The organism is Arthrobacter sp. FW305-BF8, assembly GCF_021789315.1.
Taxonomy (GTDB): Bacteria; Actinomycetota; Actinomycetes; order Actinomycetales; family Micrococcaceae; genus Arthrobacter.
Genome location: NZ_CP084561.1, coordinates 1,717,998 through 1,740,952, shown reverse-complemented (window position 1 = coordinate 1,740,952; position 22,955 = coordinate 1,717,998). Strand labels below are relative to the sequence as shown.

General features: G+C 67.4%; 19 protein-coding genes and 2 riboswitches. Of the genes, 5 read left to right on the top strand and 14 right to left on the bottom strand.

The window, feature by feature from the left end; genetic code table 11:
• Positions 1 to 105: 105 nt before the first annotated feature.
• On the top strand, positions 106 to 1,014 hold the full coding sequence (locus tag LFT45_RS07690) for a LysR family transcriptional regulator (RefSeq protein ID WP_236807797.1): 909 nt from the start codon (positions 106 to 108) through the stop codon (positions 1,012 to 1,014).
• Positions 1,015 to 1,070: 56 nt separating this feature from the next.
• Here LFT45_RS07690 and LFT45_RS07685 read toward each other — a convergent pair whose 3' ends face one another.
• The 4 genes from LFT45_RS07685 to LFT45_RS07670 all read right to left on the bottom strand — a co-directional run bounded on the left by LFT45_RS07685 (position 1,071) and on the right by LFT45_RS07670 (position 6,676).
• On the bottom strand, positions 1,071 to 2,213 hold the full coding sequence (locus LFT45_RS07685) for an alcohol dehydrogenase catalytic domain-containing protein (RefSeq protein ID WP_236807796.1): 1,143 nt from the start codon (positions 2,211 to 2,213) through the stop codon (positions 1,071 to 1,073).
• Between the two features lie 97 nt (positions 2,214 to 2,310).
• Complete coding sequence (locus LFT45_RS07680) at positions 2,311 to 3,693, bottom strand: MFS transporter (protein WP_236807795.1); 1,383 nt, start codon at positions 3,691 to 3,693, stop codon at positions 2,311 to 2,313.
• Between the two features lie 216 nt (positions 3,694 to 3,909).
• Complete coding sequence (metX, locus tag LFT45_RS07675; protein WP_236807794.1) at positions 3,910 to 5,127, bottom strand: homoserine O-acetyltransferase MetX; 1,218 nt, start codon at positions 5,125 to 5,127, stop codon at positions 3,910 to 3,912.
• Between the two features lie 12 nt (positions 5,128 to 5,139).
• Positions 5,140 to 5,255, bottom strand: a riboswitch (SAM riboswitch).
• Between the two features lie 104 nt (positions 5,256 to 5,359).
• On the bottom strand, positions 5,360 to 6,676 hold the full coding sequence (locus LFT45_RS07670) for a bifunctional o-acetylhomoserine/o-acetylserine sulfhydrylase (protein WP_236807793.1): 1,317 nt from the start codon (positions 6,674 to 6,676) through the stop codon (positions 5,360 to 5,362).
• Positions 6,677 to 6,716: 40 nt separating this feature from the next.
• Positions 6,717 to 6,834: riboswitch (SAM riboswitch) on the bottom strand.
• Between the two features lie 128 nt (positions 6,835 to 6,962).
• Between LFT45_RS07670 and LFT45_RS07665 the strand changes: the two genes are divergently transcribed.
• Positions 6,963 to 7,601, top strand: a complete 639-nt coding sequence (locus LFT45_RS07665) for a VOC family protein (protein WP_102970773.1) — start codon at positions 6,963 to 6,965, stop codon at positions 7,599 to 7,601.
• Positions 7,602 to 7,696: 95 nt separating this feature from the next.
• On the opposite strand, the gene LFT45_RS07660 is transcribed toward LFT45_RS07665, so the two are convergent.
• On the bottom strand, positions 7,697 to 8,476 hold the full coding sequence (locus tag LFT45_RS07660) for a CPBP family intramembrane glutamic endopeptidase (RefSeq protein WP_236807792.1): 780 nt from the start codon (positions 8,474 to 8,476) through the stop codon (positions 7,697 to 7,699).
• A gap of 87 nt (positions 8,477 to 8,563) precedes the next feature.
• Here LFT45_RS07660 and LFT45_RS07655 point away from each other — a divergent pair, with 87 nt between their 5' ends.
• Positions 8,564 to 9,244: a histidine phosphatase family protein gene (locus LFT45_RS07655; RefSeq protein ID WP_236807791.1), complete on the top strand. Its 681-nt coding sequence runs from the start codon at positions 8,564 to 8,566 to the stop codon at positions 9,242 to 9,244.
• A gap of 13 nt (positions 9,245 to 9,257) precedes the next feature.
• Here LFT45_RS07655 and LFT45_RS07650 read toward each other — a convergent pair whose 3' ends face one another.
• From LFT45_RS07650 to tdh, 5 genes are all read right to left on the bottom strand, one after another.
• A complete protein-coding gene (locus LFT45_RS07650) occupies positions 9,258 to 10,046 on the bottom strand; it encodes a DeoR/GlpR family DNA-binding transcription regulator (RefSeq protein WP_236807790.1) in 789 nt (262 codons plus the stop codon).
• Positions 10,047 to 10,157: 111 nt separating this feature from the next.
• Positions 10,158 to 11,369 carry an imidazolonepropionase gene (hutI, locus tag LFT45_RS07645; RefSeq protein ID WP_236807789.1) on the bottom strand — a complete coding sequence of 404 codons (1,212 nt, stop codon included), beginning with the start codon at positions 11,367 to 11,369 and terminating at the stop codon, positions 10,158 to 10,160.
• 11 nt (positions 11,370 to 11,380) lie between these two features.
• The gene (locus tag LFT45_RS07640; RefSeq protein WP_236807788.1) at positions 11,381 to 12,520 is read right to left on the bottom strand and encodes an NAD(P)/FAD-dependent oxidoreductase; all 1,140 of its coding nucleotides are present in this window, start codon (positions 12,518 to 12,520) and stop codon (positions 11,381 to 11,383) included.
• 45 nt (positions 12,521 to 12,565) lie between these two features.
• Complete coding sequence (locus tag LFT45_RS07635; protein ID WP_236807787.1) at positions 12,566 to 13,762, bottom strand: glycine C-acetyltransferase; 1,197 nt, start codon at positions 13,760 to 13,762, stop codon at positions 12,566 to 12,568.
• A gap of 80 nt (positions 13,763 to 13,842) precedes the next feature.
• Entirely contained in the window at positions 13,843 to 14,889 is a 1,047-nt protein-coding gene (gene tdh / locus LFT45_RS07630; RefSeq protein ID WP_236807786.1) for an L-threonine 3-dehydrogenase, read from the bottom strand.
• Positions 14,890 to 15,020: 131 nt separating this feature from the next.
• On the opposite strand from tdh, the gene LFT45_RS07625 reads away from it, so the two are divergent.
• Positions 15,021 to 15,929: a LysR family transcriptional regulator gene (locus LFT45_RS07625; RefSeq protein ID WP_236807785.1), complete on the top strand. Its 909-nt coding sequence runs from the start codon at positions 15,021 to 15,023 to the stop codon at positions 15,927 to 15,929.
• A 75-nt stretch (positions 15,930 to 16,004) separates the two neighbouring features.
• Here the strand turns inward: LFT45_RS07625 and gatB are convergent, their stop codons facing one another.
• The 4 genes from gatB to LFT45_RS07605 all read right to left on the bottom strand — a co-directional run bounded on the left by gatB (position 16,005) and on the right by LFT45_RS07605 (position 21,033).
• Positions 16,005 to 17,513 (bottom strand): Asp-tRNA(Asn)/Glu-tRNA(Gln) amidotransferase subunit GatB, encoded by a 1,509-nt coding sequence (gene gatB / locus LFT45_RS07620; protein ID WP_236807784.1) that lies wholly within the window; start codon positions 17,511 to 17,513, stop codon positions 16,005 to 16,007.
• Positions 17,513 to 19,075 carry an Asp-tRNA(Asn)/Glu-tRNA(Gln) amidotransferase subunit GatA gene (gene gatA, locus LFT45_RS07615; protein ID WP_236807783.1) on the bottom strand — a complete coding sequence of 521 codons (1,563 nt, stop codon included), beginning with the start codon at positions 19,073 to 19,075 and terminating at the stop codon, positions 17,513 to 17,515. Before gatA ends, gatB begins: the two co-directional genes overlap by 1 nt.
• A 3-nt stretch (positions 19,076 to 19,078) precedes the next feature.
• A complete protein-coding gene (gene gatC, locus LFT45_RS07610; protein ID WP_003802035.1) occupies positions 19,079 to 19,375 on the bottom strand; it encodes an Asp-tRNA(Asn)/Glu-tRNA(Gln) amidotransferase subunit GatC in 297 nt (98 codons plus the stop codon).
• A gap of 164 nt (positions 19,376 to 19,539) precedes the next feature.
• Positions 19,540 to 21,033 carry a CitMHS family transporter gene (locus tag LFT45_RS07605; protein WP_236807782.1) on the bottom strand — a complete coding sequence of 498 codons (1,494 nt, stop codon included), beginning with the start codon at positions 21,031 to 21,033 and terminating at the stop codon, positions 19,540 to 19,542.
• A gap of 196 nt (positions 21,034 to 21,229) precedes the next feature.
• Between LFT45_RS07605 and LFT45_RS07600 the strand changes: the two genes are divergently transcribed.
• On the top strand, positions 21,230 to 22,936 hold the full coding sequence (locus LFT45_RS07600) for a sensor histidine kinase (RefSeq protein ID WP_236807781.1): 1,707 nt from the start codon (positions 21,230 to 21,232) through the stop codon (positions 22,934 to 22,936).
• Positions 22,937 to 22,955 lie beyond the last annotated feature (19 nt).

The window sequence follows — 22,955 nt, the reverse complement described above, 5'->3', positions numbered from 1 at the left end:
AGGTCTGTGTCCACCATCACACCCTGCTAGAGTGCAATCAAGGGGAAAAATTACAGACGGTATGTGCACCGATGCACACCGCTGAACACTGATGAAAGGCTTGCCGTGGACCAGAGGCGGCTTCCCAGCCCGGACGACCTGCTGATCCTGCTGACAGTGGCGCGCCTGGGCAGGTTCAACGCGGTGGCGGAAACGCTGGGCACCACCCACACCACGATCTCCCGCCGGATCCTCGCCCTGGACAGGCAGCTGGGCGGGCGAACTCTCGAACGCAGCCCCCACGGCTGGGAACTGACCCAGCTCGGCGCGTCGGCAGTGGAGGCGGCGGAGGCCATCGAGAGCACCCTCGGATCGCTCTCCGGCCTGATCAGCCAGGACCAAAGCGCCCTGTCAGGGCTGGTGCGTGTGGCGACGACGGACGGCGTAGGAGCGGTGTTGGTCACGCCCGCGCTGGTGCGGCTGCAGCAGCAGAACCCGCAGCTGAACATCGAGATGCTGAGCGCCACGCGGAAGGTCAGCCAGAACAGATCCGGCGTGGACCTGGAGATCGTGGTGGGCCGGACCGACGTCAGCAACGCCCAGACCATCTTCCTGAGCAACTACTACCTGCGCCTCTACGCCAGCCCCGGCTACGCCGCGGAGCACGGTCTGCCGGAAACGCTCGACGACGTCGGGCAGCACGGCTTTGTCTCTTACGTTGAGTCTGCGCTCCAGGTGGCGGAGCTGGGGCACCGCTGGTCCTCACAGCTGCCCATGCCCTCTTCGAGCTTCCAGGCCACGAGTGTGTTCGCCCAGATGGAGGCAGTGCGGCAGGGCGCAGGCATCGGGCTGCTGCCGAACTTCATGGTGGCGGGGCAGCCGGGCTTCGTTCCGGTGCTCGCCGATGACTTCGAGCGCCAGCTCCCCATCTGGGCGGTGGCACGGCCGGAATCCCTCCGCTCGGCCGCGGTGCAGGCGGTCGTTGCGTCACTCAAGGAGGAAGTGAAGGCACGGGCAGGAGTGCTGGCGGGCTGACGCGGGCGCCGGCACCCCTGGCGTCAGGCCTGCGCCCGGTTCGGGTGTGCCTCCGTTCAGGCCTGGAACAGGCGCCGTACCACCTGCCCTGATGCCAGCGCATCCAGCCCCTCGTTGATCTCGGTGAGCGGCCTGGTGTCGGTGTGCAGCAGCTCCACCGGCAGCCTGCCCTCGCGCCAGTAGCCCAGGTACAGCGGGATGTCCCGCGCGGGAACGGCGTCGCCCATGTAGGACCCGAGGAGCCGTTTGCCGGCTCCCGCGAACTGCAACGCCGGCACGGTCAGCTCGGCTGACGGGTGGGGAAGTCCGACCGAAACCACGGCGCCGCCCCGCGTCACGTGGCCGAGGCAGGCGGCAATCACACCGGCCGAGCCAACCGCTTCGATGGCGACGTCGACGCCGTCGCCGGCGGCCGCGGCGTCCCTGATAAGACTGGCCGCGTCGTCGGGCGTCCCCACCACGGTGGCGCCGCAGTCGAGGGCGAGCTGGTGCTTGCCCGGATTGGGATCGATGGCGATCACGCTGCCGGCCCCGGCGAGGGAGGCGGCCATGACAGCGGATAGGCCTACCGCCCCGAGCCCAAAGACGGCCACCGACTGGCCGGCCGTGACAGCGGCGGTGTTCAGCACCGCTCCCATTCCGGTGAGCACAGCGCAACCGAACATCGCCGCAACGGTGTCCGGGACGTCGTCGTCAATCACCACCACCGATTCCCGGGCCACCACGGCATAGTCGGCGAAAGCCGAAACCCCCAGGTGGTGGTTGATCCGCTCCCCCGACGGCGTCCGCAGCAGGGCCTCGCCGTGCAGCAGGTCGCCGGAGCCGTTGACCTCCGCCGCCCGGTGGCAGAGCGCAGGACGGCCGGCGCGGCACGCGCGGCAGTCCCCGCAGCTCGGCACGAAAACCAGCACCACGTGGTCTCCAACCGACACGTCGGACACACCGGCGCCGACGGACACGACGCGCCCCACCGCCTCGTGGCCCAGCGCCATGGGAAGGGGCCGGACCCGCGAACCGTCCACCACGGAAAGATCCGAATGGCACAGGCTTGAGTAGGTGATGGCAACGCCCAGCTCACCGGCGCGCGGTTCCGGCCGCTCCAGCTCCTGCACCACCAGGGGCCGGGCGTCCGCGTAGCTGGGCTTCGGCGGTGCAGTGTCGGCCTTGGCGACGGTCGAGTAGAGGACTGCTGCTTTCATGGAAATCCTTGGTGTCGGTGAACCGGCAACTGCCCGGCCCGCGCGCATGGCGGTCCGGGCAGCTGCTGAATGCTCGTAGCTTGGGGCTGAAGCCGGTCTACTTCTTGCTCGCCGCGAGCAGGTCGGCAGTGCCCTGGGCGTCGGCCGCGTCCACGTCGTGGAGCGAGACGCCACGGGTCTCCTTCAGGAAGAACACAGCGACGGCGGTGATGGCGCAGGCGATGAGCAGGTAGATGGCCACCGGAACGGAGGACTTGTAGGTGGAAAGGAGCGATGCGGCGATGATCGGGGCCAGCGAACCGGCGACGATGGAGGTCACCTGGTAGCCCAGGGAGACGCCGGAGTAACGCATCCGGGTGGGGAACATTTCGGCCATGATCGCCGGCTGGCCGGCGTACATGAGCGCGTGGAACAGCAGGCCGATCATGATGGACGCCAGGATAATCATGTCGTTCCCGGTTTCCATCATCGGGAAGGCGAAGAAGCCCCAGGTGGCGCCCAGGATTGCGCCGGCCATGTAGACGGGCTTGCGGCCGAAGCGGTCCGACAGCTTGCCCACCAGCGGAACGGCAACGAAGTGCACGGCGTGGGCCACCAGCAGCAGCAGCAGGATCCGCGTCGTGTCGGCCTGGACCACGGTCTTGAGGTAGGTGATGGAGAACGTCACCACGAGGTAGTAGAGGATGTTTTCCGCAAAGCGCAGGCCCATGGCGGTGAAGACGCCACGCGGGTAGCGCTTGAAGACCTCGGCAACGCCGTAGCCCTTGTGCCCGGCCTCGACCTCTTTGCGGGCTTCGAGGAAGATCGGGGCGTCATTGACCTTGGTGCGGATGTAGTAGCCGATCAGGACGATCACCGCGGAGAGCCAGAACGCTACGCGCCAGCCCCAGCCAAGGAAGGCTTCCTGGGTCAGCGTCGAGGACAGGATGAACAGCACCGCCGTGGCGAGCAGGTTGCCCATGGGTACGGCCGACTGCGGCCAGCTGGCCCAGAAGCCGCGGGACTTGCTGGGGCTGTGCTCGGCGACGAGGAGAACCGCGCCGCCCCATTCGCCGCCGACGGCGAAGCCCTGCGCGAACCGCAGGAACACCAGGAGTGCGGGCGCCCAGTAACCGATCTGCTGGAACGTCGGCAGGCAGCCCATCAGGAAGGTGGAGACGCCCACCAGGATGATGCTCAGCTGCAGCAGCTGCTTGCGGCCGAACTTGTCGCCGAAGTGGCCGAAGACGATGCCGCCGATCGGGCGGGCAACGAATCCGACGGCGTACGTGAGGAAGGCGGCGATGATGCCGTCCAGCTCGGTGCCGGCGTTGGGGAAGAAGGTCTTGCCGAAGACCAGGGTGGCAGCCGAAGCGTAGAGGAAGAACTCATACCACTCCACGACGGTGCCGGCCATGGATGCCGTGACAACTTTCTTGAGGCCTGAGGCCTTGACGTCGGTTTCCTCTACACGCCTTGCGGCGGAGCTTTCCGTACTCATTGCAAACTCCTTCGGCGTCTTCCTCGACGCCACGGGGACCGGTCGATGGCGACGGGTGTGTGATGCACACCACGAACGCCGGATTCAACGAGTATGGTCTGCCGATGAAGCAAGCTCAACGCCAAATAGTGCAGGGCCCATCTGCATTTATGCACACAAGCTGCGTTGGCGTTGTCACGGCACGGCCGGCCCCGGCCGCGTGGAGCGGGCCTGAGGTCAGTTGAGGAGGTGCGCCCTGAGCTGGGCGTTCAGCTGGCCGATCTCCGTGAGGAAGCCGTCGTGGCCGATCGGGGAATCGATCATATGGACATCCACTGTTCCAGGCAGGGACTCGGCCAGTTCCTGCGACTGGGCGGGAAAGTACAGACGGTCCGACTCCACGGCGGCCACGAAGAAGTCGGCGGTGGTCCGGGCGAGGGTCTCCTTGAGCGTTCCCCGCCCGCGGGTGACGTCGTGGCTCATGAGCGCTTCCGTCAGGGCGATGTAGCTGTTGGCGTCGAAGCGCCGGACCAGTTTGTTGCCCTGGTGGTCGAGGTAGCTCTCCACCTGGTAACGGCCGCGGCCCGCCAGGGCATCGGCCTGCAGCGGCTGTTCAGCGGCCTGGGCGTTCCTGCCGAACCGGAAATCGAGTTCGTAGGCAGACCGGTAGGTGATGTGGGCAATCCGCCGAGCGAGCGCCAGGCCATCCGCGGGTTCCGGTCCGCCGTAGTAGTCGCCGCCGTTGAAGTGGCGGTCCTGCCGAATGGCAAGCGTCTGTGCCTGCGCGAACGCGATCTGTTCGGCCGTGCTCCTGGCACCGACGGAGATGACACCGCAGCGCCGCACCCGTTCCGGGAAAGTTACTGCCCATTCGAGGGCGCGCGCCCCGCCCATGGAGCCGCCCACCACAGCATGCCAGCTGCTGATGCCGAGCCGGTCAGCCAGCCGCGCCTCGGCCGCCGTGGAATCCCTCAGCGTCACCAGCGGAAAGCGTGAACCCCAGGGCTTGCCGTCCGGAGCTGTCGACGACGGCCCGGTGGACCCGTAACAGCCACCCAGGATGTTAATGGAAATGACGAAGAACCTGTCGGTGTCCGCCGGCGCACCGGGCCCGGCGAGCTGTTCCCACCAGCCCTCTTCAGTTCCCGCGCCGCCCCGGGTCACGTGCGTGTCCCCGGTGAGGGCATGCTGAACGAGGATGGCGTTGGAGCCGTCCTCGTTGAGCGTTCCCCAGGTTTCGTAGGCCAGGGTCACGTCCGGCAGGAATCCCCCGGCCTCGAGTTCCAGGCTGCCGATGTTGACGTATTGGACAGTGCCGTTGGGGACGGTGCCATTCGGAACAGTGCTAGTGGGGACGGTGCCATGCGGAACAGTGCTGCTCCCAGCCGTGCCTTGCGGAGCCTTGCCGTTCGGTACTACGGCGGCGGGTACATCAGTGCTGACAGAAATCGTCATAGGTAAACCTCTTCTACGCGCTTGCCCGCCGGCAGCTGTCCGGCAGGCCAGGTCTTCACCCGGGGCACCCCACCGCGGAAGGAGGGTTGCCGGCCAGCAAGCCGGGGCTGTCGCTGGCACTCATGACCTGTTGCCCAGTTTACGAAACAGGCGGACATCTGCGCTAAGAATGTGACGGCTGTGTGACTCCCGGCCCCTCACCGGCCGGGAGCCACACCGGCAGCGCGGGAAGTCAGGCGCCCTTTGCCGCGCGGAATCCGGCGTCGAGGTCGGCCAGGATGTCATCGATGTGCTCCAGGCCCACCGACAGCCGGACCAGGCCGGGGGCAACCCCCGCCACGGCCTGCTGCTCCGGCGTGAGCTGGCTGTGGGTGGTCGACGCCGGGTGGATGACGAGGGAGCGGACGTCGCCAATGTTTGCCACGTGGGAGTGCAGTTCCAGGGCATCCACGAAGCGCTTTCCGGCCTCGGCGCCGCCGGCCAGCGTAAAGGCCACCACCGCGCCGGTGCCCTTGGGCCCGTACTTCAGGCCGCGCTCGTACCAGGGGCTGGACGGCAGCCCGGCGTAGGCCACGGACTCCACGTCTTCCCGGGCTTCCAGCCAGCCGGCCACGGCTGCTGCGTTGGCCACGTGGCGCTCCACCCGAAGGCTCAGGGTTTCCAGGCCCTGCGCGATGAGGAAGGCATTGAACGGGGACACCGCGGAGCCCAGGTCGCGGAGCAGCTGGACGCGGGCCTTGAGGATGTAGGACAGGTTGGCTCCCAGGGCGCCGCCGGCGCCGAGGTCCCGGGCGTAGACCAGCCCGTTGTAGGTGGGGTCCGGTGTATTGAAGCCGGGGAAACGCTCCGGGTCCTTGCCGAAGTCGAAGTTGCCTGAATCCACGATGACGCCGGCAATGGCGGCACCGTGCCCGCCGAGGTATTTGGTGGCCGAGTGCACCACGATGTCCGCACCCCACTCGAGCGGGCGGATGAGGTAGGGCGTGGACAGGGTGTTGTCCACGATCAGCGGCACGCCGGCCTCGTGCGCTGTCCGGGCAACGCCTTCGATGTCCAGCACGTCCTGCCGGGGGTTCGACACCACCTCGGCAAAGAAGAGCTTGGTGTTCGGCCGCACGGCGTCGCGCCACTGCTCCAGGTTGTCCGGGTCTGCCACGAAGGTGACGGAGACTCCGAACTTCTTCAGCGTGTGTGCCAGCAGGTTGTAGGTACCGCCATAGAGGCTGGGGCTGGCAACAACGTGGTCGCCGGCTTCGGCGATGTTAAGGATGGCGTACGTTTCGGCGGCCTGGCCCGAGCTCAGGAGCAGTGCCGCAAGCCCTCCTTCCAGACTGGCGATGCGCTGTTCGACGGCGTCCTGGGTAGGGTTGCCGATCCGCGTGTAGATGGGTGCGATCTCGGCCAGCGCAAAGCGGTCCGCTGCACTCTCGGCGCTGGGGAAGACGAACGACGTCGTCTGGTAGATCGGCAGTGCCCGGGCGCCGGTGGTGCCGTCCGGCGCCTGGCCGGCATGGATCTGGCGGGTTTCGAATGACCATGCGTTGGACATGAGGCTCCTCTGCTGAAGGGCGTGTGCTGGTCCCGGCACAGGCCCGCGCTTGCCGCACGGCGGGCGCCGCGCAGCCAGGTCTTCACCCGGGGCACCCCGCCGCGGTTGGAGGGTTGCCGGCCAGCGAGCCGGGGCTTTCTTCGCTGGCACTCATGACCTGCGATCAGTGTAGGAATGGGACTGTTACGCGCACAGCTTTGTGAAGAACTTCGTCAAAGTATGGACTTTTCGCAAGGTTAGGTGCACCTAAGCTGAGAGCCACCTCACAAAGTGCCAAGATGAGGTCATGCGCATGGATCACGTCTCTTACGCCTGTGAACACGATGGCCTGGCGGCCACCACCGAACGTATCTCCTCTGCCCTCGGCGTCGAAGCCGTAAAGGGCGGGGTGCACCCCCGGTTTGGGACCCGGAACATGATCATTCCCCTGGCCGGCCACAAGTACCTCGAGGTTGTTGAGGTACTGGACCACCCGGCGTCGGACAAGGCACCGTTCGGCCAGGCCGTCCGGGCCCGGTCCGCGGCGGGCGGCGGCTGGATGGGCTGGTGCGTCGAAGTTGACGACCTCGCCCCATTCGAGGAACGCCTGGGCCGCTCCGCGGTCAACGGCAACCGCAAGTTCCCCGACGGCCGGGAGCTTGTCTGGAAGCAGATCGGCATCCTGGGCCTAATCGCGGACCCGCAGGTCCCCTACATGCTGAAGTGGGAGGGCGATGCGGAGCTGCACCCGTCCAACGCCTATGACAGCAATGTGAAGATGTCCAGCCTCACGATCGCGGGCTCTGCCGAGCGCGTGACCGAGTGGCTCGGCGAGCCCGTCGAAAGGCCGCTGGAGGACGTCGCCGTGAACTGGGTCGCCCCGCACGGAACGCCGGGCATTCTCTCGGTCACGTTCGAAACCGCAGCGGGCGCCGTCACCATCTGACGCACTCTCCGCCCTTCACTTCGGCCGCCATCAGCGGGTGCCAATGACGTCACCCGCCGATGGCGGCCGAATCACTTTTAAGGGCCGGGCGCTTCCTAGCCCAGGCCAACCGCTTTGCCGAACAGGCTGAACCCGACGAACGCGACGATGTCCAGCAAGGCGTGCGCGATGACGAGCGGCATCACCCTCCGGGTCCTGGTGTAGATCCAGGCGAAGACCACGCCCATGATGGCGTTTCCAATGAATGGTCCGAACCCCTGGTACAGGTGGTAGCTGCCGCGGAGCATTGCGGACACAAAAATCGCCAGCGGCACGGACCAGCCGAACTTGCCGAACCGGTCCAGCAGGTAGCCCACCACAATGACCTCCTCCACGACCGCGTGGCGCAGTGCGGACAGTATCAGCACGGGCACCGTCCACCAGTAGGCGTCCAGACCGCTGGGGATGATCGCCGTCGTAATGCCCAGGGCACGCCCCGCGGCGTAGAGGCCCAGCGACGGGATCCCGATCAGGGCGGCCAGCCCGAGCCCCTGCAGCAGGTCCCTGCCCGGCCGGGCAAAGTTGAATCCCAGCTTCCGGAACGCCGAGCCGGCCTCGTGCCCGCCTCCGGCCTTCGCCTGGCGCTGGTCTGTCAGAAAGTAGATCACCAGCAGGACCGGCACCAGGGCGAAGATGATGTCCAGCAGCTGGTAGGTGAGGTCGAAGTACTCCCGCGTGCTTTGCGACCTGTTCAGGGTGGACGTCCCCTGCGCCAGCGGTGCCCGGGTCATTTTGTCCAGCAGCTGCACCACGGAGTAGACGGCGGACTGGCCGAGCGACAGCCCAAGGACGATCCAGACTTCGAACCGCAGCCGACGGCGGGAGGGAACCAACATGTTCCTATCTTGCCTGCACCGGCTGGTACTTTCCTGTCAGCCAGTCGGTTCCTGTCCGGCCGCGGGCTGACCCTATGCTGGGGAACTATGAGCGCTCCCGGGAAAATCATCATGATCCGGCACGGCCAGTCGGCGGCCAACGCGGATACCTCCATTTACAACAGGGTGCCCGACTACCGGATTCCGCTGACAGAGCTTGGCCTGGAGCAGGCGAAAGCCGCCGGGGAACGCATCCGGCGCGAGCTGGACGGCCGGCAGGTGAGCGTCTACGTCTCACCGTACCTGCGCGCCTACCAGACCCTTGAGGCACTGGATCTTGGCCATCTGACGGAGCGGGTGATCGAGGAACCGCGGCTGCGCGAACAGGACTGGGCCAACTTCCAGATTTCCGGCGACATCGAGGACCAGAAGGAACTCCGCAACGCCTATGGCCACTTCTTTTACCGCTTCCGGGAGGGCGAGTCCGGCTCCGACGTCTACGACCGGATCTCCTCGTTCATGGAGACCCTGTACCGGCACTGGTCCAAGCCCGACTACTCCCCGAACGCCCTGCTGGTCACGCACGGGCTGACCATGCGCCTGTTCTGCATGCGCTGGTTCCACTGGTCCGTGGAGTATTTCGAGTCGCTGAACAACCCCGAAAACGCCGAGGTCCGCATGCTGGTGCGCAACAGCCTGGGCAAGTACGAACTCGACACACCGTTCACACAGTGGGTGGACCGGAGGGTGGACGAAACCGTGCTGGACGCCCCGCCGGTGATTTTCTGAGCCGTCTTCTTTTCTAGGCGCCGGCCACGAGCACTTCGGTGCCGCGGGCTTCGAAGGCGGCCTTGTCGGCCGCGGAAATGCCGGAGTCGGTGATGAGCCGGGTGAAGTTGTAGCCGTCCATGGTGGCAAACGCCCGGCGGCCCACCTTCGAGGAGTCTGCGATCACGTAGGACTCGCTGGCGCGGCTGGCCAGCAGGGCGTTGACCGTAGCCTCGGCCTCGCCGGTGTTGGTGGGCCCCACCTCCGGGTCGACGCCGTTGACCCCGATGAAGGCGATGTCCAGCACCACCTTCTGCATGATGATGTCCGTGTACGGGCCCACGAGTTCATAGGACCGCGGGTTGAGGATGCCGCCGGTCACCATCACCTTGATGTTGGGCCGGACGGCAAGCTGGGAGGCGATGTTGATCGCATTGGTGACCACGGTCAGGGTGGGCTGGTTCGACGGCGAGTTAAGGTCCTCGCGGGTGGCCAGGATCTGTGCGAGGGCGGTACTCGTGGTGCCGCCGCACAGGCCGATGACCATGCCCGGGCTGATGAGCGCCGAGGCGGCCAGGGCGATCTCCTGCTTGGCTACGGCGTGGTCGTCCCGGTTGTACCTGCCGGGAAGGTCGTAGGCGAGGGCGCCGGTGGTGGCGCCGCCGCGGGTCCGGGTCAGCAGCCGCCGCTTGGCAAGGCTGTCCAGGTCCCGCCGGGCGGTGGCAGGTGACACGCCGAGCCGGGTGACGATTTCCTCGACTTCCACCTGGCCGGCCTCGGCAAGGAGATCAAGGATGGCCGTCAGTCGGTCGGTGCGTGTCATGCAGGGCCTTTCAAGATCCAAAAACGCCACAAAGAAATGACGCTTTGTGATTGTATCAGACCCTGAACGATCATCTTGCGTCACTCCCGGGGGGAATGGCACCGCCTGACACTACCGTGCCCGCACCCCTGCACGCCACACCGCGTGGGTCAGCGGCATGCCGGGGCGGTAGGCGAGGTGGGTGGCGGACGGGGCGTTAAGGACGTGCAGGTCCGCCCGGTGTCCGACGGCGAGTGAGCCCACGGCGCGTTCGCCGTCGACGTCGCTACCGGAGTCGCGCTGCAGCGCCAGGGCGCCGCCGTACGTCGCCGCCCGGACGGCCTCATGGACACTCAGTCCCATCTGGAGGACGGCGGTGGTGACGCAGAACGCCATGGAGCTCGTGTAGGACGTGCCGGGGTTGCAGTTGGACGCGAGCGCCACGGGCACGCCGGCGTCCAGGAGCTGACGGCCGGGGGCCAGCGGCTGGCGGGTGGAGAGGTCGCAGGCCGGCAGGCAGGTGGCCACCGTTCCCCGGCCGCCCGTTCCCGCGGCGGCATCCCAGCCCGACCAGCCGGCGGCGAGGTCTGCGATGTCCTGCTCCGAAAGATAGTTGACGTGGTCCACGCTTGCCGCGCCGAACTCCACCGCGAGGCGGACGCCGGCGCCGTAGCCCAGCTGGTTGCCGTGCACCCGCAGCCCCAGGCCGGCGTCGCGGCAGGCCTGCAGCACGGCACGTGACTGTTCCTCCGAGAAGGCGCCCCGTTCGCAGAACACGTCGGCCCAGCGGACGTAAGGGCGGACCGCATCCAGCATCGGGCCGCAGACGAGCTTGGTGTAGTCATCCGCATCCGCCCCGGCCGGCACCAGGTGGGCGCCCAAATAGGTGACTTCGTCCGCCACCGTCGAGGCGATCCGCGCGCCCCGGGCTTCCTGCTCGACATCGAGGCCGTAGCCGGTTTTCGTCTCGAGGTACGTCGTGCCCTGCGACACTGCTTCGGCGACCCGGCCCTGCGCCAGCCGCGTAAGGTCGTAGTCGCCGGTGTTCCGGGTGGCTTCAGTGGTGACGGCGATGCCGCCGGCGCTGTACTCCTCCCCTGCCATCCGGGCCTCGAACTCCGCCGTCCGGTCGCCCGCGAAAATGAGGTGCGTGTGGGAGTCCACCCAGCCGGGGAGCACGGCCCGGCCGCCCGCGTCCACGGCTTCGTCGGCCGCGGGGGCGGCGGAGGCCTGGCCGATCCACGAGATCCGTTCACCCTCGATCACCACTGCCGCATTCTTGAGGACACGGTGCTCCGCGTCCTGGGTCATCAGTTCGGCGATGTTGGTGATCAGCGTGCTCATGGATCCATTCTTCAGCGCCGGATGGACCAGCGCGTCGCAGCAAGCGCATCAGCCGTCCGGGATACCGGACGGCTGCCAGTGTCCTGCCCCGCGTGTCCGGCACTCTGTCCGTCACGGCCGTTCGGGCCCGCCAGAATCTGGGCCGCGGCCAGTTCCGCGATTCCGGACGAGGTCTGGAAACCGTAGCCGCCCTGGCCGGCGAGCCAGAAGAATCCGCGGGCCTCGGCGTCGAACCCCACGACAGGCACGCCGTCGGCCGCCTCGGTGCGCAGGCCGGTCCAGGCCGTCCGGACGGTTCCGATCCCCAGCGTCGTCAGGGTGTTGAGCCGGGAGATGAGCCGCTCCACGTCCCCGGGACGGGGACGTGCGTCCTCCGCCGGGCTGGCCACGTGTTCCGACGGCGAGATCAGCACGTCGCCGCCTTCCTTGCGGAAGTAGAAGGAGTCGTCTGCGGCGGCCACCATGGGGCTGCCTTCCGGCAGCGGATGGCCGACGCCGACAATCGCTGCCGTGCGCCGGTAGGGCTGCAGGCCGATCTTCTCGACGCCGCTCAGCACCGCAAGCTCGTCGGCCCAGGCGCCGGCCGCGTTGACCAGCACGCCGGCGGAGAAGCCTTCCTGCCCGGCGCCGATCTCCCAGCCCGATCCCAGCCGCTGGGCCGAGTGGACGCGGGCGCCGGTGATGATGTCCACGCCGGCAGCCTCGGCACGCGCCCGGTGCCTTTCCAGCAGCACCGGGGCGTCGCACCCGAAGGACCCGGTGTCCAGGCCGGCGGCGGAGAAGGATTCGGGCTTCAAAGCCGGGCACAACCCGAGCGCTTCGTCATGGCTTATCAGGCGCATCTCGCCGCTGGCCTCGGCGCGCACCGTTTCGTCGTCTCCGATGAGCAGAAAGCTCCGCGGCGACAGCACGGGCCGGGACTGTCCGGCGTCGTCCGCCGCGATCAGTTCCAGGGTGCGGACAGTCAGTTCCTGCACCACCGGCGGGCCGTAACTGGGTATCAGCTGCCGGGCCGAACGCGAGGACGTGTGGTACGCCAGCTGCTGCTCCGCCTCCACGAGGGCCACGGTGCATTTGCCGGCCAGCGCGGAGGCAAGGGACAGTCCGGCAATCCCGCCGCCCACAATGACTACGTCATACGTTGATGCCATGGGCACAATCCTTACAGATGGCCGGACTTTACAGGTGACCGGGACCTACGCAGCCACCGCGTCCCTGCTCTTGACGAACGCCTGGACGCAGGTTTCGACGTCGTCTGCGCTGTGCGCGGCGGACAGCTGGACGCGGATCCGGGCGGCACCGCGCGGCACCACGGGAAAGCTGAAGGCGGTCACGTAGACCCCGTGCTGGAGCATCTGGTCGGCCACCTGCGCTGCCAGGACGGCGTCGCCGAACATGACCGGCACGATGGCGTGCTCGCCGTCCAGCAGTTCGAAGCCTTCCTCCGTCATCCGGCGGCGGAACAGCTCCGCGTTCCGGAACAGCGTGGCCCGCAGCTCGCCGGAGGTCTGCACGAGTTCCAGGGCTTTGATGGTGGCCGCCACGATGGCGGGCGCGAGGGAGTTCGAGAAGAGGTACGGGCGGGCCTTCTGCCGGAGCATGGCCACCACTTCGGCGCGGCCGGACACGTAGCCGCCCGAGGCGCCGCCCAGCGCCTTCCCGAAGGTGCCCGTGAAGATGTCCACGCGGTGGGTGACGCCGGCATGCTCGGGAGTCCCGGCCCCGGTGGGTCCCATGAAGCCCACGGCGTGGGAGTCATCCACCATCACCAGGGCGTCGTGCTTTTCAGCGAGGTCGCAGATGGCCTCCAGCGGGGCGAGGTAGCCGTCCATGGAGAAGACGCCGTCGGTGACGATAATCTTCCGCCGGGCATCCTTCGCTTCCACCAGTTTCGCCTCCAGGTCGGCCATGTCCTGGTTGGCGTAGCGGAACCGCTGCGCCTTGCACAGCCGGATGCCGTCGATGATGGACGCGTGGTTCAGGGCGTCGGAGATGATGGCATCCTCGGGCCCGAAGAGGGATTCGAAAACGCCGCCGTTCGCGTCGAAGCAGCTGGAGAACAGGATGGTGTCCTCCGTGCCCAGGAACTTTGAGACCCTGGCTTCGAGTTCAAGGTGGAGGTCCTGGGTGCCACAGATGAACCGGACGCTGGCCATGCCGAAGCCGCGCTCGTCCATGGCGGACTTGGCCGCCGCGATGATTTCGGGGTGGTCGGCCAGGCCCAGGTAGTTGTTGGCGCAGAAGTTCAGGACCGGCGAACCTGATTCACCGATCTGCCCGGCGGTGATGTGGCTGGCCTGGGCGGAGTCGATGTGGCGCTCCGTCTTGTAAAGGCCTGCGGTGCGGATGTCGTCAAGCTCTGCGCGGAGCTGGTTCTTGATGGCTGAGTACATGGCGGGTTCTCCTCGGCTGGGAAACTGTCAAAAACGGGTGTGGAAGGGCGGGGGCCCAATTTTGGGGCCCGGATTTCAGGTCAGATTTCCGACCAGTCGAGCACCACTTTGCCGCCGACGCCAGCCTTCGCGATTTCGAAGCCCTTCTCCCACTGGGTGGCCGGCAGGACATCCGTGACGACGGCGGAGATGCTGGCGTGCACGGCGGGGCTGGAGGACAGCATGGCGCTCATGGCGTACCAGGTCTCGAACATCTCGCGGCCGTAGATGCCCTTCAGGGTGAGCATGTGCGTGACAACCTTGCCCCAGTCGATGTCGATGGACTGGCTCGGAAGGCCCAGCATGGCGATGCGTCCGCCGTGGTTCATGTTGTCAATCATCTCCGGCAGCGCCGTGGGGTGGCCGGACATCTCCAGTCCGACGTCGAAGCCCTCGCGCATGCCCAGCTCCCGCTGCGCTTCCCGGACCCGTGTCTTGGAGACGTCAATGGCCAGATCCACGCCGAGCTGCCGGGCCAGCTCCAGGCGCGGGGCCGAGACATCGGTGATGGCGATCTTGCGGGCGCCGGCGTGGCGGGCCACGGCGATGGCCATGAGGCCGATCGGCCCGGCTCCGGTGATCAGCACGTCCTCCCCCACCAGCGGGAAACTCAGGGCGGTGTGCACGGCGTTGCCGAAGGGGTCGAAGATGGCACCAAGTTCCGGCGTGACGGACGGGTCCTGGTGCACCCAGACGTTCGTCTCCGGGATGACAACGTATTCCGCGAACGCGCCGTCCCGCTGCACGCCCACGCTGACCGTGTGGATGCACATCTGCCGGCGGCCGGCGCGGCAGTTGCGGCAGATGCCGCAGACGATGTGGCCTTCCCCGGACACCCGGTCGCCCACTTTGACGTAGCGCACGTCCTCGCCGGTGGCCACCACCTCGCCGTAGAACTCGTGGCCGGCGATCAGCGGGGCCTCGATGATGCCCTGCGCCCAGGCGTCCCAGGACTGGATATGCAGGTCCGTGCCGCAGATGCCGGTGGTATGCACACGGATCTTGACCTCGCCGGGTCCCGCCTCGGGTTCCGGGCGGTCTGTCAGTTCAAATCCGGCGTGGGCGCCGGCCTTATAGAGGGCCTTCATTGGCTTCCTTACGTTCGGCATGCGTGGCATACAGGGAATTCTCCCTTCATTAGAGCGACCTTCGACCCGTTAGCACAAGGGCAATTTTCTCAATCGACGATTAAGGAATCGCTAAGGAATAGGATAAGCACATGGAGATCCACCAGCTCGAAATGCTGCGCGAGCTTGGCGCGCTCGGAAGCGTCAAGGCCGTAGCCGACACCCTGCTCGTTACGCCCTCCGCCGTGTCCCAGCAGCTTGCCCAGCTGCAGAAAAGCGTTGACGTGCCGCTGACCCGCAAGGAGGGCCGGAACCTGGTCCTCACGGAGGCCGGCCAGGTGCTCGCGGACGCGGGTGCCGCCGTCGTCAGCGCCATGGCCGACGCGCGGATGGCGATCGGCGCGTACCACGGCTCCACGGTGGCGCCGGTGACGGTGAGCGGGTTCCACAGCGCGGGGCAGGCGCTGTTTGCGCCGCTGGCCCGGCTCCTGGACGGCCCCGACAAGCCGAAGGTGCTGCTCTCCGACGAGGACGTGGCCCAGCAGGATTTTCCCGCGCTGACGGCGAGGTACGACCTCGTGCTGGCGCACCGGATGGACCACAGCCCCAAGTGGCCGGAGGAACGGGTGGCGGTGATACCGCTGGCGCATGAGCCGCTGGACGTGGCGCTGCCGGCCGGCCACCGCCTGGCCGGGCAGGCGACGCTGACGGCGTCCGACGTCGTCGGGGAACCCTGGGTGACCAGCCGCGCCGGCTACTCCCCCGCGGACGTGCTGTCCGCCGTCGCCGCGGTGTCCAGCCGGGAGCTGAACATCGTGCACCGGATCAATGACTACTCCACAGTGGCGGCGCTGGTGGCCTCGGGAAGCGTGATCGGCCTGCTGCCGCGGTATACGGCGCGGCCCGTACTGAACCCGGACATTGTGCTGCGGCCGCTGCACGGAATCAGCACCCGGCGCCGGATCGATATCCTGGCGCGACCGGAAAACCTCAAGCGCGCGTCGGTGCGGGTGGTGTGCGAGGCGCTGCAGGACATCATGGCCCGGCTCAGCCACGCTTAAACCCAACTGGGTCGCAGTTGTTGTCGTTTTGAGCACTCAAAACGACGTTAACTGCGACCCAGTTGGGTGGAGTACTCAGGCGGTGACGCCGAGCTTCTCCAGGATCAGCTCGCGCACGCGGCCGGCGTCGGCCTGGCCGCGGGTGGCCTTCATGACGCCGCCGACGATGGCGCCGATGGCCTGCACCTTGCCGCCGCGGATCTTCTCCGCAACGTCGGGCTGAGCGGCCAGGGCTGCGTCGATGGCTTCCAGGAGCGGGCCGTCGTCGGACACCACGGCGAGGCCGCGCTTCTCGACCACCTCGGCCGGGGTACCTTCGCCGGCGAGCACGCCATCCAGCACCGCGGAGGCCATCTTGTTGTTGATCTTGCCCGCTTCCACCATCTTGCTGAGTTCCACGATGGTGGCCGGCGTGATTCCCAGCTGGCCGGGGTCGACGTCGGCGTTCTTGGCGCGGCCCACGATCTCGCCCATCCACCACTTGCGGGCCACGGAAGCCGTGGCGCCGGCGGTAATGGTTTCCTCGATCTCGTCCAGCACGCCGGCGTTGACGACGTCACGGAACTCCAGGTCCGAGTAGCCCCAGTCCTGCTTCAGCCGCTTGCGGCGCTCGGCCGGCGGCTCAGGCAGGGTCGCGCGGATCTCCTCCACCCACTCCCGGGAGGGAACGACGGGAACCAGGTCCGGCTCCGGGAAGTAGCGGTAGTCGTCGGCGTCGGACTTTTCCCGGCCCGACGTCGTCGTGCGCGTGTCCTCGTGCCAGTGGCGCGTTTCCTGGATCACCGGCTCGCCGGAGTCCAGGACGGCGGCGTGGCGCTGGATCTCATAGCGGACGGCGTGTTCGACGGCGCGCAGCGAGTTCACGTTCTTCGTCTCGGAGCGGATGCCGAAGCGTTCGCGGCCGTGCGGGCGCAGCGAGACGTTGGCGTCGCAGCGGACGTTGCCGCGTTCCATCTTGGCATCCGAGACGCCGAGGTTCTTGACGATTTCCCGCACGGCGGCAACGTAAGCCTTGGCGAGCTCGGGGGCGCGGGAACCGGCTCCCTCGATCGGCTTGGTGACGATCTCGACGAGCGGAACGCCTGCACGGTTGTAGTCCACCAGCGAGTATTCGGCGCCCTGGATGCGTCCGGCCGAGCCGCCGAGGTGTGTCAGCTTCCCGGCGTCCTCCTCCATGTGGGCGCGTTCGATCTCGACGCGGAACACGGTGCCGTCCTCGAGCTCGATGTCCAGGTAGCCGTCATACGCGATCGGCTCGTCGTACTGGGACGTCTGGAAGTTCTTGGGGGTGTCCGGGTAGAAGTAGTTCTTCCGGGCGAAGCGGCAGGACTCGGCGATCTTGCAGTTCAGCGCCAGGCCGATCTTGATGGAGGACTCCACCGCGGTCTTGTTCACCACCGGCAGGACGCCGGGCATGCCCAGGTCCACCTCGTTGACGTTGGTGTTGGGCTCGTCACCGAACACGTTGGGCGCGGAGGAGAACATCTTGGTCTTCGTGTTGAGTTCAACGTGGACCTCGAACCCGAGGACGGGATCGTACTTCTCCATCGCTTCTTCGAAGCTGAGGGTTGCATCGGTGGTCATTATTTTGCCTCCTGGGTTTCGGCAAGCTCAGCCAACGACGGAGCCTTGTCCAGCAGCGGGCCGCCCCATTTCGCTTCCAGCAGGGATTCCAGGACAGCGCCCACCCGGTAGAGGCGGGCGTCCTCGCGGGCCGGTGCCAGCAGCTGGATGCCGACGGGCAGTCCGTCCTCGTCGGCCAGGCCGCCGGGCAGGGACAGGCCGGGGACGCCGGCCATGTTGGCGGGAATGGTGGCGACGTCGTTGAGGTACATCGCCAGCGGGTCATCCAGCTTCTCGCCCAGCTTGAACGCCGTGGTGGGCGCCGTGGGGGAAATCAGGACGTCGGCCTTGGCGAAGGCAGCCTCGAAGTCGCGCTGGATGAGCGTGCGCACCTTCTGGGCGGAGCCGTAGTAGGCGTCGTAGTAGCCGGCGGACAGCGCGTACGTGCCGAGGATGATGCGGCGCTTGACCTCATCGCCGAATCCTGCGGCGCGGGTGGCGCCCATGACACGCTCGATGGTGAGCGGCGGCTCCTCGGGGAGCACGCGCAGGCCGTAGCGGACGCCGTCGAACTTGGCCAGGTTGGAGGAGGCCTCCGACGGCATGATCAGGTAGTAGGCGCCCAGCGCGTACTGGAAGTTGGGGCAGGACACCTCAACGATCTCCGCACCCGCTTCTTTCAGCAGCTCCAGGGATTCGTTGAAGCGGTTCTCGACGCCGGCCTGGTAACCCTCGCCGTGGAGCTCCTTGATGATGCCGATCTTCATGCCGTCCACGTTGCCGAGGCGCGCAGCGGCCACAAGGTCGCCCAGCGGGTCCGGCAGGGAGGTGGAGTCGTGCGGGTCGTGGCCGCCGATGACCTGCTGCAGCAGCGCCGAGTCCAGGACGGTGCGGGAGACGGGGCCGATCTGGTCCAGCGAGGACGCCATGGCGATGGCGCCGTAGCGGGACACGCCGCCGTAGGTGGGCTTGACGCCAACGGTGCCGGTGACGGCGCCAGGCTGGCGGATGGATCCGCCCGTGTCCGTGCCGAGGGCCAGCGGTGCTTCGAAGGCTGCGACGGCGGCTGCCGACCCGCCGCCCGAACCGCCGGGGATGCGGTCCAGGTCCCACGGGTTGCGGGTGGGGCCGAAGGCAGAGTGCTCGGTGGAGGAACCCATGGCGAACTCGTCCAGGTTGGTCTTGCCCAGGATCGGCATCTTCGCGGCGCGCAGCTTCTTGACGACGGTCGCGTCGTACGGGCTGTGCCAGCCTTCGAGGATCTTGGAACCGGCCGTGGTGGGCTGGCCGATGGTGACAATGAGGTCCTTGACGGCGATCGGAACGCCGGCGAGTTCGTGCAGCTCCTCGGCGGCCTGCCCGCCTGCGGCACGGATGGCGTCCACCTCGGCGGCGACGGCGAGTGCCTCCTCGGTGTTGACGTGCAGGAACGCGTTGACGCCGCGTTCTCCCCCGTCAACGGCGGCGATCCGGTCCAGGTGCGCCTGGGTGACCTCGACGGCGGTGACCTCGCGGGCGGCGAGCTTCGCGGCCAGCTGGGCTGCGGAGAGACGGATGAGTTCCGTGCTGTTGGTTTCAGTCATGGTCTAGTCCTCATCCAGGATTGCCGGGACCTTGAAGCGGTCTGCGTCTGAGTCCGGAGCGCCGGAGAGTGCCTGCTCGGCGGTGAAGGTGTGGCCCACCTCGTCCTCGCGGAACACGTTGCTCAGCGGAATCGGGTGCGACGTTGCGGGAACACCGTCACCTGCGGCCTCACTCACGGATTTCACCGCGTCTACGATGACGGCAAGTTCGCCGGCCATCCTGTCCAGCTCTTCAGCACTCATCTCAATGTGCGCAAGCCGCGCTAGGTGCGCGACGTCGTCACGGTTGATCGCAGCCATGGATCTCCCTGCAAGTTCGGAATGGGTTTCCGGACTAGTCTACTGTCACGTTGCCCTGCCGCTTTCCGGCTATTCAACGCCAAATGGCAGTTCACGGCGGTGTTTTGCACAAACACTGCCGCGAACTGCCATCTCGGCCTCCGGACCGGGCGGGAGGACGAGCCTTAGTGGATGCCGATTGCTCCTGTCAGGATTCCTACTCCGAGCATTACCAGGGCTACTACTGCGCTCCTCCAGAGGACCTTCTTGTGGTGGTCGCCCAGGTCTACCTTGGCCAGGGAGACCAGGAGCAGGATGGCGGGAACCAGCGGGCTCTGCATGTGGAACGGCTGGCCGGTGATGGAGGCACGGGCCATCTCGGCGGCGCTGATGCCGTAGTGGGCGGCGGTCTCGCTCAGGACGGGCAGTACGCCGAAGTAGAAGGCGTCGTTGCTCATGAAGAACGTCATGGGGATGCTGAGCACGCCGGTGATGACTGCCATGAGCGGACCCATGCTGGACGGGATGATCTGGACCAGCCAGGCAGACATTGCTTCAACCATGCCGGTGCCGGTCAGGACGCCGGTGAGGACTGCGGCGGCCATGACCATGCTCACAACGGCGACGATCGACGGTGCGTGGGCCACGATCTGCGCGGCCTGGTCCTTGACGTGCGGGAAGTTCACCAGCAGGGCGATGGCCGAGCCAACCATGAAGACGTACGGCAGCGGCACGAGGTCGGCGATGAGCATGCCCATGACGGCGACGGTGAGGGCCAGGTTGAACCACTGCAGCTTGGGGCGCAGGGTCTTGCGGTTGGGGTCCAGTGCGGTGTCCGCCATGGCCGTGTCGCTGTCGTCAACCAGAATCTCGGTGCGTTCCAGGACAGCCACCGACGAACCGCCGACGGCGGGGCCGCCGGTAGCGGGAACAGGTGCGGTACCGCGGCCCGAACCACCGTGGCCGGAACCGGTGCGGCCGCCGCCGGCGCGAGCTCCGCCGTCGAACCCTTCAGCGGTGAACTGCTCAGCCGTGTTCGGCGTTCCCCAGATTTCCGGCTGCGTGGTGCGGAGGCGGTTGCGCTCCTGCAGGCCGAGCACCCAGGCGAAGACCAGGACGACGGCGAGGCCGGCGACCAGCGACGGGATCATGGGGACGAAGACTTCGTTGACGTCGATCTTCAGGGCGCTGGCGGCGCGGGCGGTGGGGCCGCCCCACGGCACGATGTTCATGGTGCCGTTGGCCAGGCCGGCCACACAGGTGAGCACCACAGGGCTCATCTTCAGGCGAAGGTAGATGGGCAGCATGGCCGCAGTGGTGAGGATGAAGGTGGTGGAGCCGTCGCCATCGAGCGAAACGGCAGCTGCCAGGAGCGCGGTGCCCAGGACCACCTTGGCGGGGTCATTGCCGAGCTTGCGCAGGATGAACCGGACCAGCGGATCGAACAGTCCGACGTCGATCATCAGGCCGAAGTAGATGATGGCGAACATCAGCAGCGCGGCGGTGGAGGTCATGGACTTCATCGAGTCCATAACCATGTCGCCGATGCCGAGGCCGGCGCCTGCGAACAGACCGAAAACGGTGGGGACAATAATCAGCGCCAGCACTGGCGTCAACTTCTTCGTCATGATCAGCACCATGAAAACCGCGATCATGGCGAATCCAAGTAATACCAGCACAGCCGGCTCCTTCTAAGTGAACAGCACCACCCCGGTGTGATGCGTACTACAGAGACTAGAGTGGCCCCGATCACGGCAGTGCCTTTGGCTCAATTGATTGGCATACTGCTTATTGGGAGCATTTTGCTCATTCTGCTCACACGCCCCGCTGCCGGCCCAAACCGCCCTGTGGCCGCCCGATCCATTAAGGAGTGCCATGACGAGGCCCGCCGGCAGGCTTCCGCTCAGGTTCTCCACCCAGACGCTGCTCCTGCAGCTGGGCGTGGTGCTCCTCGTCGTGCTCCTTAGCGGCGCGGTGCATGCGTGGCTGACGTTCGAACGGCTGGGCCGCGAGGCGGAAAACCAAGCGCTGACCCTGGCCCGGACCGTGGCCTCGGACCCTACCGTCCGTGCCAACGTGCAGGCCATCAGCCGGCAGCCCGGCACTCCCCCGCCCGCGGAACTGAAGGCCGGGCCGCTCATGGCGGTAGCCGAGGGCGCCCGGGCCAGCACCGGAGCCCTGTTCGTGGTGATCACCGACGAAACAGGGCTGCGGCTGGCCCATCCCGACGCCGACCGGCTGGGCGAGCGCGTAAGTACGGACCCGTCCGAAGCGCTTGCCGGCCGCGAGGTGACCACCCGCAACACCGGCACGCTGGGCCCGTCGGCCGGGGCGAAGGTCCCCGTGTTCGCACCGGGTCCCGGTTCCGGTTCCGGTTCCGTGGTGGGCGAGGTCAGTGTCGGCTACTCCACCGAGTCCATCGGCCAGAGCCTCGCCCGGGACATCGTGCCGATCGTGCTGACAGCGGCCGGCTCGCTGGCCGCCGGTGTCCTGGCGTCCTTCCTGCTCCGGCGCCGGCTGCAGCGGCTCACGCTCGGCCTGGAGCCGGAGGAGATCGGGGCGTTGGTGCACGACCAGGTGGCAGTCCTGGAAGGCGTGGACGAGGGGGTGGTGGGCATCTCCGCTGACGGCCGGATCAGCGTGTTCAATGCCGCGGCCCAGCGTCTCCTTGGCCAGCCCGACCTTTCCGGCCAGCTCTGGCAGGACGCCCCGGTACCGGCCCGGCTCAAGGCCCTCACCCTGCCTGACGCCCGTGAGGGCGAGGCCGTGGAACTGGTGGCCGGGGAGCAGGTCCTGGTGGCCAGCGCCCGGAAGGCGCTGCACCGGCGCGAAGACCTGGGCTGGGTGGTCATGCTCCGCGACCGCACCGAGCTGCAGCACCTGACCCGGCAGCTCGACGCCGTGGGGACCATGTCCACCGCACTGCGGGCGCAGCGGCACGAGTTCGCCAACCAGCTGCACACGATCGCCGGGTTCATGAGCATCGGCCAGCATCAGCAGGCGCGCGATTACCTCGAAAGGCTCGCCGCTACAGGCCCGCTGAAGTTCCCCGTGGACCAGGCCGAACTGCTGCAGGACCCCTACCTGCAGGCCTTCATCGGGGCCAAGGGCGTGGAAGCCGATGAGCGGGGGGTATCGTTGCGGATCGGGCCCGAAACCCTGGTCCGGGGCCAGGTGTCGGAGCCGCAGGACGTCACCACAGTGCTCGGAAACCTGATCGACAACGCGGTCAACGCGGCGGTGGCCGGTACGGCCGCCGATCGCTGGGTAGAGCTAGAGCTGCTGGATGCGGAGGGCGACGGCGGGGGCACCCTGCACGTCGTCGTCGCCGATTCCGGCGACGGGCTGCCAGACGGCGGCGACCCGGAGGCGGTGTTCGCCGAAGGGTTCACGACGGCGGGCGGCAGTGCCCTCCAGGGACAGGTCCGCGCCGGCGGCCAAGGCCTGGGCCTGGCGTTGGCGCGGCAACTGGCGCGGCGGCGCGGTGGCGACGTTACAGTGCTCGAACCCGGGAACCGTGGTGGACCCGGTGCGGTGTTCATGGCCACGCTGCCGGGCACCACCACGGCGCGCAAAGACTGATGGGCGTGCAAGGACGATG